This window comes from Denitrovibrio acetiphilus DSM 12809 (assembly GCF_000025725.1).
Lineage (GTDB): Bacteria > Chrysiogenota > Deferribacteres > Deferribacterales > Geovibrionaceae > Denitrovibrio > Denitrovibrio acetiphilus.
In genome coordinates, this window is record NC_013943.1 from 985298 (window position 1) to 1001288 (window position 15991).

Annotated in this window: 16 protein-coding genes; 14 read left to right on the top strand and 2 right to left on the bottom strand. The window is 41.4% G+C overall.

Annotated features, from left to right (window positions below):
• Positions 1–5: 5 nt before the first annotated feature.
• The 10 genes from nosZ to DACET_RS04775 all read left to right on the top strand — a co-directional run bounded on the left by nosZ (position 6) and on the right by DACET_RS04775 (position 9592).
• Positions 6–2585 carry a Sec-dependent nitrous-oxide reductase gene (gene nosZ, locus DACET_RS04730; RefSeq protein ID WP_013010250.1) on the top strand — a complete coding sequence of 860 codons (2580 nt, stop codon included), beginning with the start codon at positions 6–8 and terminating at the stop codon, positions 2583–2585.
• A gap of 93 nt (positions 2586–2678) precedes the next feature.
• The gene (locus DACET_RS04735) at positions 2679–3443 is read left to right on the top strand and encodes a hypothetical protein (RefSeq protein ID WP_013010251.1); all 765 of its coding nucleotides are present in this window, start codon (positions 2679–2681) and stop codon (positions 3441–3443) included.
• Between the two features lie 11 nt (positions 3444–3454).
• Positions 3455–4678: a nitrous oxide reductase family maturation protein NosD gene (locus DACET_RS04740; RefSeq protein WP_013010252.1), complete on the top strand. Its 1224-nt coding sequence runs from the start codon at positions 3455–3457 to the stop codon at positions 4676–4678.
• Positions 4671–5354 (top strand): 4Fe-4S dicluster domain-containing protein, encoded by a 684-nt coding sequence (locus DACET_RS04745; RefSeq protein ID WP_013010253.1) that lies wholly within the window; start codon positions 4671–4673, stop codon positions 5352–5354. The genes DACET_RS04740 and DACET_RS04745 overlap by 8 nt, the downstream gene beginning before the upstream one ends.
• On the top strand, positions 5354–5881 hold the full coding sequence (locus DACET_RS15410) for a c-type cytochrome (RefSeq protein ID WP_013010254.1): 528 nt from the start codon (positions 5354–5356) through the stop codon (positions 5879–5881). Before DACET_RS04745 ends, DACET_RS15410 begins: the two co-directional genes overlap by 1 nt.
• A complete protein-coding gene (locus DACET_RS04755) occupies positions 5878–6309 on the top strand; it encodes a c-type cytochrome (RefSeq protein WP_013010255.1) in 432 nt (143 codons plus the stop codon). Before DACET_RS15410 ends, DACET_RS04755 begins: the two co-directional genes overlap by 4 nt.
• Positions 6310–6311: 2 nt before the next feature.
• A complete protein-coding gene (locus DACET_RS04760; protein WP_013010256.1) occupies positions 6312–7181 on the top strand; it encodes a NapH/MauN family ferredoxin-type protein in 870 nt (289 codons plus the stop codon).
• 1 nt (position 7182) lies between these two features.
• Positions 7183–7821 (top strand): ATP-binding cassette domain-containing protein, encoded by a 639-nt coding sequence (locus DACET_RS04765; protein ID WP_013010257.1) that lies wholly within the window; start codon positions 7183–7185, stop codon positions 7819–7821.
• A 23-nt stretch (positions 7822–7844) separates the two neighbouring features.
• On the top strand, positions 7845–8771 hold the full coding sequence (locus DACET_RS04770) for a twin-arginine translocation signal domain-containing protein (protein ID WP_013010258.1): 927 nt from the start codon (positions 7845–7847) through the stop codon (positions 8769–8771).
• Complete coding sequence (locus tag DACET_RS04775; protein WP_013010259.1) at positions 8768–9592, top strand: ABC transporter permease; 825 nt, start codon at positions 8768–8770, stop codon at positions 9590–9592. The genes DACET_RS04770 and DACET_RS04775 overlap by 4 nt, the downstream gene beginning before the upstream one ends.
• Positions 9593–9700: 108 nt before the next feature.
• Here the strand turns inward: DACET_RS04775 and rbp are convergent, their stop codons facing one another.
• Complete coding sequence (gene rbp / locus DACET_RS04780; RefSeq protein WP_013010260.1) at positions 9701–9970, bottom strand: RNA-binding regulator; 270 nt, start codon at positions 9968–9970, stop codon at positions 9701–9703.
• A gap of 366 nt (positions 9971–10336) precedes the next feature.
• A complete protein-coding gene (locus tag DACET_RS04785) occupies positions 10337–11281 on the bottom strand; it encodes a helix-turn-helix domain-containing protein (RefSeq protein WP_013010261.1) in 945 nt (314 codons plus the stop codon).
• 162 nt (positions 11282–11443) lie between these two features.
• Here DACET_RS04785 and DACET_RS04790 point away from each other — a divergent pair, with 162 nt between their 5' ends.
• The 4 genes from DACET_RS04790 to DACET_RS04805 are packed head-to-tail and all read left to right on the top strand — an operon-like array spanning position 11444 to position 15984.
• The gene (locus tag DACET_RS04790) at positions 11444–12058 is read left to right on the top strand and encodes an MptD family putative ECF transporter S component (protein ID WP_013010262.1); all 615 of its coding nucleotides are present in this window, start codon (positions 11444–11446) and stop codon (positions 12056–12058) included.
• Positions 12055–12774 (top strand): energy-coupling factor transporter transmembrane component T family protein, encoded by a 720-nt coding sequence (locus DACET_RS04795; protein WP_013010263.1) that lies wholly within the window; start codon positions 12055–12057, stop codon positions 12772–12774. Before DACET_RS04790 ends, DACET_RS04795 begins: the two co-directional genes overlap by 4 nt.
• Positions 12771–14225, top strand: a complete 1455-nt coding sequence (locus tag DACET_RS04800; RefSeq protein ID WP_013010264.1) for an ABC transporter ATP-binding protein — start codon at positions 12771–12773, stop codon at positions 14223–14225. The genes DACET_RS04795 and DACET_RS04800 overlap by 4 nt, the downstream gene beginning before the upstream one ends.
• 43 nt (positions 14226–14268) lie before the next feature.
• Positions 14269–15984, top strand: coding sequence for an ATP-binding cassette domain-containing protein (locus tag DACET_RS04805; RefSeq protein ID WP_041230153.1), 1716 nt, complete (start codon positions 14269–14271; stop codon positions 15982–15984).
• The last annotated feature ends 7 nt before the right edge of the window (positions 15985–15991 follow it).

Below are 15991 nucleotides of genomic sequence, written 5' to 3' on the forward strand. Positions count from 1 at the left end.
TTTTTATGTCGAAAGTTAGGAATGTATTTTTGCTGTTTTCTCTTTTTGTCTTTGTGACAGGTGCTTCAGCCAGCACATTGCAGGATATTATGAAACAGCGCAACCTGTCAGAAAAGGATATTCTGGCAGCAGCAAAAACTTATCAACCTTCTGGTAGAAAAGACGAATTTATTACCTTTTCTTCCGGTGGTCAATCAGGTCAGGTTATAGTTTATGGTGTTCCCTCTATGAGGATTTACAAGTACATAGGAGTATTTACACCTGAACCGTGGCAGGGTTACGGCTATGATAATGAATCCAAAAAAGTTTTAGAAGGTGGCAATTTCAGAGGGAAGAAAATTACATGGGGAGATTCGCATCACCCTGCTTTGACTGAAAAAAATGGTGAATACGTTGGTGATTACCTTTTCATTAATGATAAAGCCAACCCCAGAATTGCTGTTATTGATCTGAAAGATTTTGAAACAGTTCAGATTGTAACAAACCCAATAATGAAAAGTGAACACGGAGGTGCCTTTGTCACCCCTAACAGTGAATACATTATTGAGGCAACACAATATGCAGCACCTCTTGATGACCAATGGCATCCTATAGAGGACTACGAAAATTCGTTTCGTGGTGCTCTGACTATGTGGAAGTTTGATTATGACAAGGGCAGAATTAATACTGATAAATCTTTTTCACTGGAACTTCCTCCTTACATGCAGGATCTTTCAGATGCAGGTAAGGGCGTTTCCAACGGATGGGGTTTTATAAACTCTTTTAACTCAGAAATGTATACTGGCGGGATTGAAAAAGGTCTTCCTCCTTTTGAAGCAGGTATGAGCCGTAATGACAATGACTACCTTCATATTTTCAATTGGAAAATCCTTGAAAAACTTGCCGAGGACGAGAAAAACTATAAGATCTACAACGGTCATAGAGTTATTTCTATGGAGGCTGCTATCAAAGCAGGCGCTCTTTTCCTTATCCCGGAACCGAAGTCTCCTCATGGTGTAGACGTCTCTCCTGACGGAAGATTTCTGATTGTATGCGGCAAGCTTGATACTCATGCTTCTGTTTATGATTTCAATAAAATCAAAGGTTTGATTGATAAAAAAGAATTTATTGGTAAAGACCCTTACGGTATACCTATTCTGGACATGAAGAAAACACTTCATGGTCAGGTTGAGCTTGGGCTCGGGCCTTTGCATAGTTCTTTTGTGCCTGAGGAAGGTGTTCTTTATACCTCTCTTTACGTTGATTCTCAGATTGTCAAATGGGATTATAAGAATCTTAAAGTTCTCGACAGAATCAATGTTCACTACAACATAGGTCACGTTGATGCTATGGAAGGTAAATCAGCTAAACCTGCTGGTAAATATGTGATTGCACTTAATAAGCTATCCATCGACAGGTTTAATCCCGTGGGACCCCTTCACCCTCAGAACCATCAGCTTATTGATATAACAGGTCCGAAAATGGAACTGCTATACGATATGCCTATTCCTCTTGGTGAACCCCATGATGTTGTGACTATAGCCGCATCAAAACTTAAGCCTAAAAAAACATATGATATGGGTAGCGACTCGCGTACTGGTAAACCGCACCCTGACGCAACTCTTGCCGGCAGCGAACGGATTGAGAGAAACGGTAAAAATGTAAAAGTTTATGCGACCATGGTTCGTTCACACATAAACCCTGAGCATATTACTGTCAACAAAGGTGATGTTGTTACAATCGTTGTGACAAACCTTGAGAGAGCACAGGACGAAACACACGGTTTCGGTGTTGACGGTATGAACGTTCACGCTTCAGTTGAGCCGGGCAAAACGGCAAGTGTAACTTTTGTGGCAGATCAGGAAGGTGTATTCCCATATTACTGTACAGAGTTCTGCTCTGCTCTACACCTTGAGATGATGGGATATCTTTTCGTCAAAGATCCTGACAAAAAGTACGAAGATATCAAAAAAACTCAGCTTAAAAAGATGAGCCAGGAAGAGCTCATGGCTGAATATAAAAAGATAATAGCCACAAATAAAGCGACTGATGATGTCATCCAGTCTGTAGTTAAGTATCTGAAAGATAATAACTATCAGAAATATTCCAGCATTGAAAGGCTTGTAGTTGACGCCCTTGATCAATACGGCAAGATTCCTGAGGTAAAAGCGAAAGCAGATGATGCCTATAATAAAGGCAATCTGGATGAAGCTATCCTGTGGGAAAACCAGGTATGGCAGTACATGGTTAAAACCGCCGATGTCGGACTGCGCGCCAAAAATAACCTTGCGAGAACGATTGCCACTCCGATGAGTGATGCAGCAGCAAGAGGCGAGCTTGCATATCTTGAAGGCGGGTGTAACGGCTGTCATGTTATCGGTCAGGTCAGCTCCGGTCCCGACCTCACAGGTTCAATCTGGCGTACGAACGAAAAATGGGTTTGGGAATTCATCAAAGATCCGGCACCGAAATATAACGAACCTTACGTTAAGGAATACATCGATTACTTCAATCTCAGAATGCCGAACCAGAATATGTCCGACAAAGAGGTGGATGATATAGTGGAGTATATGAAGTGGATTGATGAAAACGCCGATTTGTTCTAAGCATCAAAGTGGGTTTATCCACGCCTAACATAACTATGTAGCGCAGAGGAGGACTCCTTCTCTGCGCCCCTATTTACCAATTTTGGAGCAGTAATGAAAAGGTTCAGAAAATCAAATATCTATGCAGGGATCGCTCTTTGCATACTGATTATTGCATTTGTATTCCCTGTGATGGTTTATCATAAAGTCCCTGAAAAGATCGCTTCAGGAAATATAGAGAGTATACCGTCCTATATTGCCCCTGTGTGGGATCTTTACCAGACCGGTCGTTATGTCAGTCCGTATACTCCCCAGGGAGCTGAAAAGGATTTTAAAGAGCTTGTCAAGCGCAGGGCTGAAATAGGAGTTCCTTCTGTTCCGGTGTGGTTTGTCTCTCTTGAAGCACCGAACTATCCCAAAGAAGCTTTTCCAAACGGGATCCCGGTTTATTTCCATATGGACGGATATTCCGGGGATGTTCATGAAATGAACACAATCAACCACTTCATCGGTATGTACCCAATGGAAAGAGGGGGCAGGGTCGAACGTATTTTTTTGCCATATCTGCTGCTTTTTGAAGTTTTTCTTTTCCTGCTTTTTATGACCATGAAGCATCGTGTAGTTACGGTAGGAATGCTTTTGCCTGTTCTGTTTCCTGCTGGGTTTCTCGCTTTCTATTCAGGATGGCTTTATTGGTACGGGCATAATCTGCAGGAATGGGGCATGTTTAAAGTTAAGCCTTTTATGCCAACTGTCTTCGGAGACGGGAAAGTTGCACAGTTTACAACGCACTCATACCCATCGTTGGGATTTTATCTGCTGCTTGTAATATCTGCTCTTTCGATCCTTGCCATACTGTCACGCAGAAATGAATCTTAAAGGTCGAAACAATGGCTATACGTTTACTTTTCGCTGTATTGCTGACAATCACGCAAGCTGCTTATGCAGGTGTACTTCAGGAAGCTATAGATAATGCTCCGGAAGGCTCCACTCTTGTTCTGGGGAAAGGCACATACAGGGGAAACATAGTAATAAACAAACAAATTAATATTGACGGCATTGATGGCGGTGCAGTGATTGTTGGCGATGGAACGGGAACTGTTATAACAGTGAACTCCAGCTACGTTACGCTTCAAAACCTTTCAGTGCGTGGAAGCGGTGATAATCATGATTTTATAGATTCATGCATCGCCGTGAAAAATGCTGATGTAGTAAAAATACATGACAACAAAATATCAGACTGCCTGTTTGGTGTAAATCTTGAACAGGTCAACAGGTCTGTTGTTGAAAATAACAGGATCGAGTCAAAGCCGTTCAGTCTCGGACTGCGTGGGGACGGAATAAGGCTCTGGTACAGTCACTTAAACGTAATACGTTCTAACATATCAAATAATGTCCGTGATACTGTCTTCTGGTATTCCAGCGGAAACCAGATCGAAAGCAACACTGTTACAAACAGCAGGTACTCACTACATTTCATGTATGCAGACAGAAACGTAGTATACAACAACACTTTTAATGGAAATTCTGTCGGAGCCTTCTTTATGTTCAGCCATTCGTCAAGGGTTCAGAAAAACAAAATGCTCAGGGGAGTGGGAGCCTTCGGCATAGGGATAGGCATGAAGGAGTGCTCAGATTTCTTAATTACTGATAACACCGTTTTGTATAACGCCAGAGGCATGTATGTTGACCAGTCTCCCCATCAGCCGGGTATGACCAATATCTATAATAACAATCAGGTAATGTACAATTCCGTTGGGATACAGTTTCACGGAACAACAATCGAAAGCAGTTTCGAAGGAAATACTTTTAAAGGCAACATAACAGATCTCTCAAACAACTCGCTAGAGTCAAAGCTTGAGCTCAACAAATGGCTCATGAACGACTGGGACGCATACGAGGGGTTTGACTTTGATGGTGACGGTTTCGGCGACACCCCTATGGTCGTAATGTCTTACGCTGATTCAATATGGCAGTACAGACCGTCAGCAAAGTTTTTCTATGGAACGCCGGCACTCAGTCTGCTTGATTTTCTGGCTCGGTTATTACCCTTTTCTGAGCCTCAGATTTTAGGTGTTGATGAAAAACCGGTCATGGAGAGAACTTATGAGTGAGCTAAGCAGAAGAAGATTTATATGGTATGCAATTGCAGTTGCTGCGGGGGGCGGTGGATTTTTGCTCCCGTCTGTTTCACATAGTTTTTATGGTCTGAGACCTCCTGCGGCTCTTAAAGAGAGCACCTTTCTGGCTACCTGCATCAAATGCGGGCAATGTGTTCAGGTCTGTCCTTATCACAGTGTCACTTTGCTTGACATGAACTACGGAGTGGCGGCGGGAACACCTGTAATAAAGCCGGATGAGCGTGGATGTTATCTTTGTGATTTATTGCCATGCGTGCTTGCCTGTCCTTCAAGTGCACTTGACCACAGCGTGGATGATGCTTTCGGTGTCTCTATGGGCAAGGCTTATATAGATAATATAAAGGACTGTTTGTCATATAAAGAAAGTCGGCTGACAGATGAAAATATTGCAAGTCTCACTGATGGCAAGCCGGAGAAAACAGATGTTGAGAGAAAACTTAATCAAACGCTGAAATCCCGTGTCTCGACAGACTGCGACCTTTGTGAAAGGTATTGTCCATTTCCTGAGAAAGAGAATGCGATAGGGTTTGTTAGCGAGAACGGTAAAAGAATACCGGAAATAAGAGAAAAATGTGTGGGGTGCGGTGTCTGTGTGGAGCTTTGCCCTGTAAACATTATTAAAATAATACCCGTGGACAGGAGGGTTTAATGAAGCATTTAGTTTTTGTTTTTTCTTTTTTGCTTCTTATAGGCTGTACAGAGGAAAAGCAGAATCTCACTCCAGATGAACCGGGGGAAGTACAGGTGATAACCGGTGATATCACAGATATGTCGAAAGACATCTTCTACGGCTATAGCTCAAAAGGCGAGCATATCGTTAAATATGCCCCTGACGGTGAAGAGAATGCAACCACAAGAGCAGTGGGCGCTGTTGTTACAGCAAAAAGTACGCCTTATGGAAGTATAGGTCTTAATATGATCGAAAAAAAGCTGGGTAAAAGTTACGTGGTGAAATGTGCTCCATGTCACGACGACTATGCTAACGGGGTTATAGGTCCGTCTCTGCTGGATAAAGACGACAAGCAGATTTATCAAATGATAACTAAATACCGGAAAAACGAAGAGAAAAATACATTGATGCAGAGGTTTGTCAATAAAATGACAGATGAAGAGATACGTGAAATAGCAGTCCGTATCAAAGAATTTAACGATGAAGTCAAACGGAGCGGATTATGAATAAAACTATGATAATAATAGGTGTTTTGCTAATACTTGCTTTTGGTTTCTTACTTGTTCAGGAGTTTTCCTCTGTTGAAAGTGAAACGGTGGTTTCCCAGCCTGAAGCGCAGGAGGTGGGGCAGAGCTCAGAGCAGCCTTCGGTCACCGAGGAAAGCCTGAAAAAACAAGTTGTAAGTGAGCTCAGTAATGAGCCAGGCAGAGCCGAGCGCAGTAAAAATTATCTCGTTAAGTGTGCTCCCTGCCACAGTCGCGACGGTTCAGGACCAGTGGGGGCAGCTATCAAGGGTATGAAGAAGGATATTTTACTGAAAAAACTCAATGACTATAAACACGGCAGAGTTGAAAACTCCATGATGAGCGGACTTATGAGGAATATGACGGATGAAGAGATAAACGAATTGGCTGAGGAGATATCAGGGTTTTAGATATGGATAAATACAAAAAAAAGGTAACATTGAACAATACTGGTCTGGTGGACAGTCTTTTCATAAGACATAACGCAAAGACAAAACTTTCTTTACGTGCTTTCCGCTGGCTGTCAGTTTTTCTGATTACTATGCTTTTTGTGCTGTCATACCACGCTGATATTCAGATGCTTGAGGGGACATTGGTTGGGTCGCGGTTTATCGGATTTCACCTGATAGATCCTACTGTTTTTTTGCAGTATATGTTTGCCTCTCATATGTTTCCTGTAAATCTTGTCATAGGAACGTTTACTATTGTTTTCTTTTATCTGATCTTTGGCAGAGCGTTTTGTTCGTGGGTTTGCCCTTACGGATTGATCAGCGAGCTTGGAGAAAAACTTAACAATATACTCGTTACTAAAAAAATAGTTAAACCGCATACTCCTCCGAAATATATGAACGCCGTATTTTTTGCGCTATTCATGTTGCTGAGTTTTGCGACAGGATATTTGATTTTTGAAACAATCAACCCGGTGGGGATAATAAGCCGGGTTATTTTGTACGGCACATGGGGCTCAATAGTGATTCTGGTACTGATATTTATGCTGGAAATATTGGTCGGTAGACGCATTTGGTGCAGAGCTGTTTGTCCTGTGGGTTTTGTCTATGGGCTTCTGAATATAGTCTCCGCAGTGAAAGTACATTATGGCACTGACTGCGATAACTGCGGTTCATGCCGGTCTGTGTGCCATGTTCCGCATGTTCTTGAAAGCACAGGGAAAGGCGTGGAAAAGTATATCACCCATATCGATTGTACCATGTGCGGCAGATGTATTGATGTATGCCACAACGATACTCTGACATATAAAAGCAGACTCAAAAAACTGGTGTAACATGATAGAGATAAAAGAACTTGTAAAAAAATTTGGTGATCAGACGGTACTGAATAGTATAAATCTGACTGTTTCCGATAAAGAAAAACTGATGATCCTCGGACAAAACGGAGCAGGGAAAACTACTCTGATGCGCTGCATTTTAGGCGAATATAAACCTGATGCCGGAAGTATTGTAATTAACGGCTATCAGACAATTGAGGAAAGAGTGAAGTCTCTTGAAAAAATATCTTTTGTCCCTCAGCTCCCACCTCCTCTGAGGCAGACTGTGAGAGAGCTTATTAACTATTCTTCAAGTCTGACAGGTTTTGACAAAGGGAGCATTGCTAATTTTTGTCAAAAAATGGATCTGGATATTGAGCCTCATTACAAAAAACCATTCTTTAAACTCTCTGGAGGGATGAAACAGAAAGTTCTTATAAGCATAGCGCTTGCCAGAGATTCAAATGTACTGATATTTGATGAACCCACAGCGAATCTCGACCTGAAAGGTAGAGAACGGTTCTATGATCTGATAAATGAATACTGCATGGATAAGATACTTATGTTTATAAGTCACAGGGTTGAGGATCTTGCCGGGCTTGCCAACAGAAAGATTGAGCTTGATATAGGAAAGATTGTCAGTGATGAGAAAATTTAAATATTAACCATAAGGAGGGTGAAATGCTTAGTAGAAGGAAGTTTATACAAACCACTACAGTTGCTGCAACTGCCATGTCTCTCGGAATAATAGGGTGCGGCAACAGTGAACCTAAGCCTTGTAAAATCAACTATGACCGTGATGCATGTAAAAGATGTTTAATGCTTCTCAGTGATCCCAGATTCTGCGCTCAGGTTGCACATAAAACAAACGGCACCCATGAAGTTTTTGAAGATATGGGATGTGCGGTTATATGGCTTGATGAAACAAAAGGGTGGGACGACTATGTTATGTTTGTGCCTAATATCAATAACCCGGAAAAAGAGTGGATAAAAGCTGATGATGCTGTTTTTGCGGACGGATACCTCACTCCTATGTCGTACGGGATCGCAGCCCACAAAGAGAAGTCAACTGTTGACCCCGAAAATAACATTCTCACTAAAGAGGAAGCCTTCGCTGTAATCAGAAAGATAGACAGTAAAAGAGTTGCTGCCGGACAGCATTATTCTGCGGAGCAGCATACTGAGCAGAAAGCAGAAGATGGTGTGAAGCTTAGGAAGATTGATACCGGAAAAGATGTCTGTAAAAAATGCAATATGAAGATAGAAGTTCCTGCCTTTGCCGCGCTGACACTGAATAAACACAACAAGACACAGGAAGTTTTTGACGATCTGGGGTGTGCTGTTGTTTGGCTGGATACTGTAAACGGGTGGGATGACCATATGATTTATGTCCCAGATCTCGATACCCTTAAGTGGCTCAGTCTGGATGAGGCTGTACTGGCGAAAGGCTACGTCTCACCAATGAATTACGGGATAGGTGCACATCGGGACAGGTCTTTTGTAGAGTCTGGCAAAACGATTATAAATAAAGATGAAGCCATTGAGTTTATAAGAGAAGTTTATAAAAAGAAGATGGCGTCCAAGAAAAATAAAGGAAGCAAAAAATGAATCCTTTTAAAGTTGTGCTGAGGGCAGAGCTTCAGGAGTCTATGCGTTCAAGATGGTTTATAGGTTACACACTCCTTTTCAGCGGCTTTGTGTCTATGATCTTTATCGCTGGTGTGACAGATAGCTATGTCCTTGGTTTCACAGGACTTACAAGGCTTCTTCTCATCTTCATTCAGGGGTGCAATATCGTTTTGCCTATATTTATTCTGATGACGGCAGTTCGTGTTATAGCCGGAGACAGGGATTCACATATTTTAGAGTATATGCTTTCTTTCCCCGTTTCGCTGAAGGACTATTACTGGGGCAAACTCATAGGCAGGTATATTGTAGTTTTTCTCCCGCTTGTTTTTGCGATGATCCTTGCAGTCATCATAGGTTTATTCTCCGGCGGAGTTCCCTGGGGGCTAGTTGTTTTGTATACAATGCTTTTACTTTGCAATTCATTTGCCTTTTTGGGGATAGGGTTCTTTATTTCCGTCAGAGTCCGCAGTCAGGAAATGGGAGTTGCCGTTTCACTTTTTTTGTGGCTATTCCTCATTGCTCTTATTGATGTGACACTTATAGGTTTTATGATAAAAAGCCGCATATCGCCGGAATTGATTTTTACTATTGCTCTTACTAATCCCGTGCAGGTTTTCAGAGTTGTTGCTATCTCTCTGTTTGACCCTACATTAACTGTTATAGGACCTGCGGCGTATTTTATTCTGGACAGAGCCGGCAGGGTTCCTTTTATTACGTTTGGTCTTGTTTATAATATGCTAATCGGATTAAGCTTTGCTGTTGCAGGATATTTCAGCTTTAAAAAGAAAGATTTGATATGAAACTTATTTACTGTAAACGTTTATAACAATAAAAAAACCGGACATTTCTGCCCGGTTTTTTTAGTTAGCTTATTTCTGAAAATACAAGATTGTCAGCAAAAAGATATGTTAGTATCTTGAGTTGCCGCGATCGTTGTTTTTAGGTTTTGCTTCGTTTACAGTGAGGTTTCTGCCGTCAAGCTCTGTTTCGTTAAGCTTGTCGATAGCTGCTTTAGCTTGATCACTGTTTGCCATTTCAACAAAGCCGAAGCCTTTAGAGCGGCCAGTGTCTCTGTCTGTGATGATTCTTACTGAATCAACTTCGCCAATTTTGCTGAAAAGTGCTGAGATATCGTCTTCGTTTGTTGAGTAACTGAGGTTGCCTACATAAATGTTCATATTATGCTCCATATAATTTTTTTTGTCAAAACATGCTCTGATCGATTTCGGAATTTGGTATAAACTAGTTGAAAGAGGTAGTTAACCTTTTTGAAGCATGAACTGAAGCAAATTTATTTGGGCATATATTGAAATATATCAATTGATAGGCTTAGTAAATCGTCGGCTCTGATTCTAAAATCCAATTTAATTTAATAACAACTTTTTGAAACTTATATCAAATATTGATTGACAAGGAACATCATACACTGATTGTTAGAAATAGCTAGAACTATTTTCATTAATATTAAATAAAATTATATTCATACTCTTTTTACTCTGATAACAGTGCTGTTAATAGCCTGAGATGGACACATGAACCAAAGGTTATCTGTAGATGTTTTTCCGGTATTCTCTCGGCATCAGCCCCGTGCTCATTTTGAACAGCTTCGAAAAGTGTCCGGCTCCGGAGTAACCCACAGTACGGGCAATCAGCCCTATGGGCAAGTCTGTGGCCGAAAGCATATGCTCTGCCTGTCCGATGCGCTTTTGTCGTATATATTCGGTGACTGTGCAACCGTGGAATTGTTTAAAGGAGTATTTGAATTTTGTAGTGCCCATACAGGCAATTTTAGCCAGTTTTTTCAGAGGCAGTTCAGATGCGAAGTGGTCGTTGATATATGCAGTTACGTTCTCAAGCCCTTGTATATCAATGTTATTGACTCTTTTCTTTGGTTGTTCAGATACCTTTGCTCTGTCTATGACCATAGAGACCGCTTCTGCAACTTTACCTTCGTAAAAGAGCTTTGAAGCAAAGCCGCTTCCTCGGTAGTTTTTAACCTGATTCAGCAGAAAAAGCATCTCCGGAAAATTACTTGTTTGCTCTACCTGGTGAAAAGCTTCATAAGCATTTATATTTTCGTCAGGATACTGTTGTTTCAAATAGTACTCGTAGTAAGCAGGCATTATCTCTATTCCGACGGATCGTATTGGTATTTTCTTATGTATTAATATCCTGTACGGATTGTTCCCACCTATGAAGCTTTTTATACAGTCTGCACTCAGGCGGCGGTAAGGCGAGAGTTCATCACCAGAAATTGATTCATAGTGAGTTATACTGAGACATTCAGGGAGGTTGAATTCCATAAATGTATCTTCAAAAAAATAGAAGTTGTGTATTTTTATGTCAAATAGATCTTTTCTGTCGTATATCCACAGATAGCCGCTTCCGAGTTTTTCCGAAAGACGCCAGCACTTACCAACAGAATTTACCTCAGAGTGACCTTCATCCTGGATAAACCCTCTCTTCTCAAGATCGTCTTTATAATACATGTCGATAATATTGTCTTTGATGCCGGTGCTCCTTTGTAACGATCAGACGAACTTTTGCTCCGAAAAGCCGAAAGTACGCTGGTGATATTGCAAATCAATATCATATCAGTATATCGTCATTATCAGCTGAATGAAAGAAAGAAGTTACAGGGAGATTCATTTATGTGTGCTAATAAATCCAACTATAAAAAGAGAGGGTTAACAACAAAAGATTTTGTTGTCACAGGGGTGTTTTCATCGATATATGTTGTTTTTAATATTGCCGGAGGAATAATATTTGCCCCTAATCCCGTTTTGACATTTTATACCCCCATAGGGATGGCTCTTCTCTGTGGTCCTGTTTTCTTACTCTTATCTGCAAAGGTGCCTAAATATGGCGCTGTGACTATTCTAGGCATTATAATAGGCATTTTATGGTTTGCCACAGGGATGCACTGGGCTTTCGGCACTGGGGCGATTGTCATGGGAGGGCTTGCGGATATAGTTTTAAGATTAGGCAGATATAAGAATTCAGTGTTCGGCATTGTCGGGTATATGGTTTTCTCCTTAGGTCCTGTAGGTACTTATGCTGTTTTTTTTATGGATCCTGCCGGCTGGTCTAAGACAATGATAAGCTATGGCACATCTGCGTCTTATGTGGAAACTATGAATACTGCGGCATTTTCAGGACTCTTGCCCATAATTGTTATCGGGACTTTAACTGCTGCGCTACTCAGTGGGTTAGTTGGCAGAAAGATGCTGAAAAGGCAATTTGAAAAGGCTGGAATTACAGCATGAATAACGCTTTTGAAGCTGGTATTTTAAAGTTTGATCCCCGTACAAAAATCTTGATTCTGATATTGTGTATACTGTCGGCGGCAATGTCGCCGTCTCTTATTTATAATCTGGTGCTGGTGTTTTTCATTGCACTGTTTGGTATTGTCAGCGGTAGACTTAAATATTCTGTTTACAGCGTAGTGTTTTATATCTTTATCTATTTTGTCACTATGGCTGCAATATCTGCACAGAATAGCCTGCAAACTGTGTTTCTCGCTTTTTTCGGTCTTTTTCATAAAGTTTATCCGTGTGCAATGATGAGCGGTATAATCATTTCCACAACAAAGGTTAATGAGTTTCTGTATGCCGTTAACTGTGCACGGTTAACTGAAAAAATAAGTATCCCTCTGGCAATTATGTTCAGATATATCCCCGCTATAAAAGATGACTGGATGTTCATAAAGGACGCAATGAGAATGAGAGGAGTGAACCCCTCCTTTAAAAATATTTTCACAAACCCTTCGGAGACAATCAACGCAATTTATGTCCCGCTCATGATGTCTGCCTCGAAGGCGGCTGACGAACTGACTATTGCTTCCCTGACCAGAGGGATAGAAAACCCTGCCCGCAGGACGTGTCTTGTTGCTATACGAATGAGTATGAAAGATTATTTTGCACTTATTATATTTTTATCTTTTTTCGCGGCTGGTCATTTTTATAGGGAGTTGTTTCAATGATTAAGCTGGAAAATGTCTCTTTTGAGTATTTCGGTAGGAGAGCAGACAGCATTAGTGATGTCAGTCTGGAGCTTAATAAAGGGGAATGCCTCCTTTTGTGCGGAAGGAGTGGCAGCGGGAAAACAACCATAACAAAACTTCTGAATGGTCTTATTCCTAATTTTCATGAAGGCAGTATGTTTGGAAGAGTTACTGTGGGACATCTCCAGGTTAACGAAACTCCTATGTATATGATTGCAGAAGTTGTTGGTTCTGTGTTTCAGAATCCGCGTACCCAGTTTTTTAATGTCGACACAGACAGTGAGATTGTTTTTGGTATGGAAAATGCCGGGATTCCCGCTGACAAGCTTAAACTTCGCCTGGCGCAAACAGCAGATGATCTTAATATTTCAGATCTTCTCGGCAGAAACATTTTTGAGCTTTCAGGCGGGGAGAAACAGAAGATCGCTTTCGCATCAGTTTATGCCATGAATCCTGATGTTTATGTCCTTGATGAACCTTCGTCTAATCTGGATGCTGCTTCTGTTAATGAATTAAAGAAGATTCTGAAGCTTATAAAACAACAGGGGAAAACTGTGATAGTGGCTGAACACAGGCTTTATTATCTTTTAGATATTGCTGACAAGGTTATCTGTATGAATAACGGAAGAGTTGACAAAGTGATATCGCCTACGGAGCTGAGACGTTTTCCAGCAGATGTTAGAAGCCGGATGGGATTGAGAGCCGCAGACCTTTCAGCGGTTACTCCTCTGAACGCCGGTAAAATCGATTCTGAGCCTGTTATTGAGATCAGAAATGTTTCTGTCAGTCATAAGAAAAAAGTCATTCTGAAAGGGCTGAACCTGCAGGTCGGACGTGGTGAGATTATTGCCGTGGCAGGCAGAAACGGAGCGGGTAAAACGACATTCAGCAGAGCTTTGTGCGGTCTGCATAAAGAGTATACGGGGGAGTTTCTTCAAAATGGGAAATCACAGAGCGCAAAAGCGCGTCTGAAAAACTCATACATGGTTATGCAGGATGTGAATTATCAGCTCTTTGCAGAGAGCGTAGAGAGTGAGTGTTCATTTGGTATCAGAAATGTTCAGATGGAAAAGGTAGATATTGCTCTGGAAAGATTAAACCTTACTCCGTATAGACACTGCCATCCGAATACTCTGTCAGGCGGGCAAAAGCAGAGAACTGCTGTTGCTGTTGGAGTTGTGTCTGAAAAGGAAGTTATGATTTTTGACGAACCGACCAGCGGGCTTGATTCCGATAGTATGTTTCAGGTTTCAGAATTGATCAGAATGCTTTCGGAAGAGGGCAGGATAGTGTTTGTTGTTACACATGATTTTGAGTTTGTATGCGCATGTTGTACGCGTGTCCTGCATTTTTCAGGAGGAACAATGGCGGATGACATAAATGTTACAGCCGAAAATACAGAGAAGCTCAGAGAGCTGTTTTTGGCATGAATATATTATCAAGGAGACTGGTTTGAAAAATAAAGAACTGATAATGCTGTTGCTTAAATGGGCAGGCAGAGACAGGTATTTACTGTATCTTTCAGTGATTCTGGCATTTATAAGCGGACTCTTTACTATGGTTCCGTATTACGCAGTTTACAGGATTATGGTAGCAGTTTATGCCCGGAACCTGACACAGCATGTCATTGTTGAGAATAGTATTATAATCCTTGCTGCAATGGCTTTGCGTTTTGCAATTTTCGGAGCGGCGGGGGCTGTTTCTCATAAGGGAGCATACAGAGCTTTGTTTAGAGTTCGCTGTATTGTTGTCGAGCATATGGCGAAAATTCCGCTGGGGGCTTTGAATACAAGAAGTATAGGGGATGTTAAAACTGTGCTTAACGAAGATATCGAAAAGCTGGAGCTGTTTCTTGCTCATCAACTCCCTGAGTTTGTCTATTACCTCATAGGTCCTTTTGCTGTGTTTGTTTATCTTTGTTTTGTCAATGCGCCCCTTGCTCTGGTCTCTCTGCTACCTTTGATTCTCGGAGGTGTAGCCATTGGGCTGATGTATAGAAGCTCCAGCGGCATGGTAAACCGCTTCAATGCCTCACTGGTGAGCCTTAACTCTGTGATGATAGAGTATATAAGCGGTATGAAGCTTATAAAAGCTTATAATATGGGGAGCAGTTCTTTTAGAAAATACGCCGATGCTATACAGGAAGAAAACGATGTGTGGATTGAAGGGGCAAAAAGTATGGGACCTCCTTATGCTGCATTTGTCGTTTTCATAGAATGCGGCATGATATTCATGGTTCCTTTTGGAGGCATGTTTTTCCTTAATGGTTCGATAACTGCCAGCGTATTTATACTGTTTATGTTTGTGGGAGGGATGTATCTGACCGAGGTGAGACCTCTTCATGAGCTGGGCAGTAACTTTGCAGATGTGCTGAAAGGCATTGAGAAAGCCAGGGAAGTGCTTGAAATTCAAGTCTTTGAAGGCGGTGGAGAGTTTCCGGAGAAGCATGATATAGAGCTTAGAAACGTAACATTTTCATATGATGGCAGCAGCAATGTGATACGTGATTGTAACCTGCAGATTTCTGATGGTGAAAAAATAGGTATTGCAGGGCGCTCCGGAGCTGGTAAAAGCACCATTGTTGAGTTGATATCCAGATTTTATGACGTTGATAAGGGGGAGATCCTTATCGGAGGCAAGGACATCAGAGATATCAATTATGAAATTCTTCTGCAAAACATTGCCATTGTTTTTCAGAAAACATTTCTTACCCGTGACAGCGTTTTTGAAAATATACGCATGGGTGCAAATGCAACTTTAAAAGAGGTTCGTGAGGCTGCTGTAAAGGCGCAGATTGACGATTTTATCATGTCTCTTCCTGACGAATATGACACTAAAGTCGGGAGTTTTTCTACGAGATTTTCCGGTGGAGAAAAACAGAGAATAGCAATTGCAAGAGCTATTTTAAAGAATGCACCTATTCTCATTCTTGACGAGGCGACCGCTTCATCAGACCCTGAGAATCAGCTGGAGATAGACAAGGCGATATGCAACCTCTGCATGGGTAAAACCGTTATCATTGTTGCTCACCGCTTAGGAGTTTTGAAAAGCTGTGACAGGGTCGCTGTTATTGAAAATAGAAGAGTGACCACAATTGGATCTCATGATGAGGTGCTGAAAAATAATGATTATTACAGACAGGCTTGGTCAGATTATGAAATTGCCAGAAATATTACTTATCAGTTATGAAGAGGGG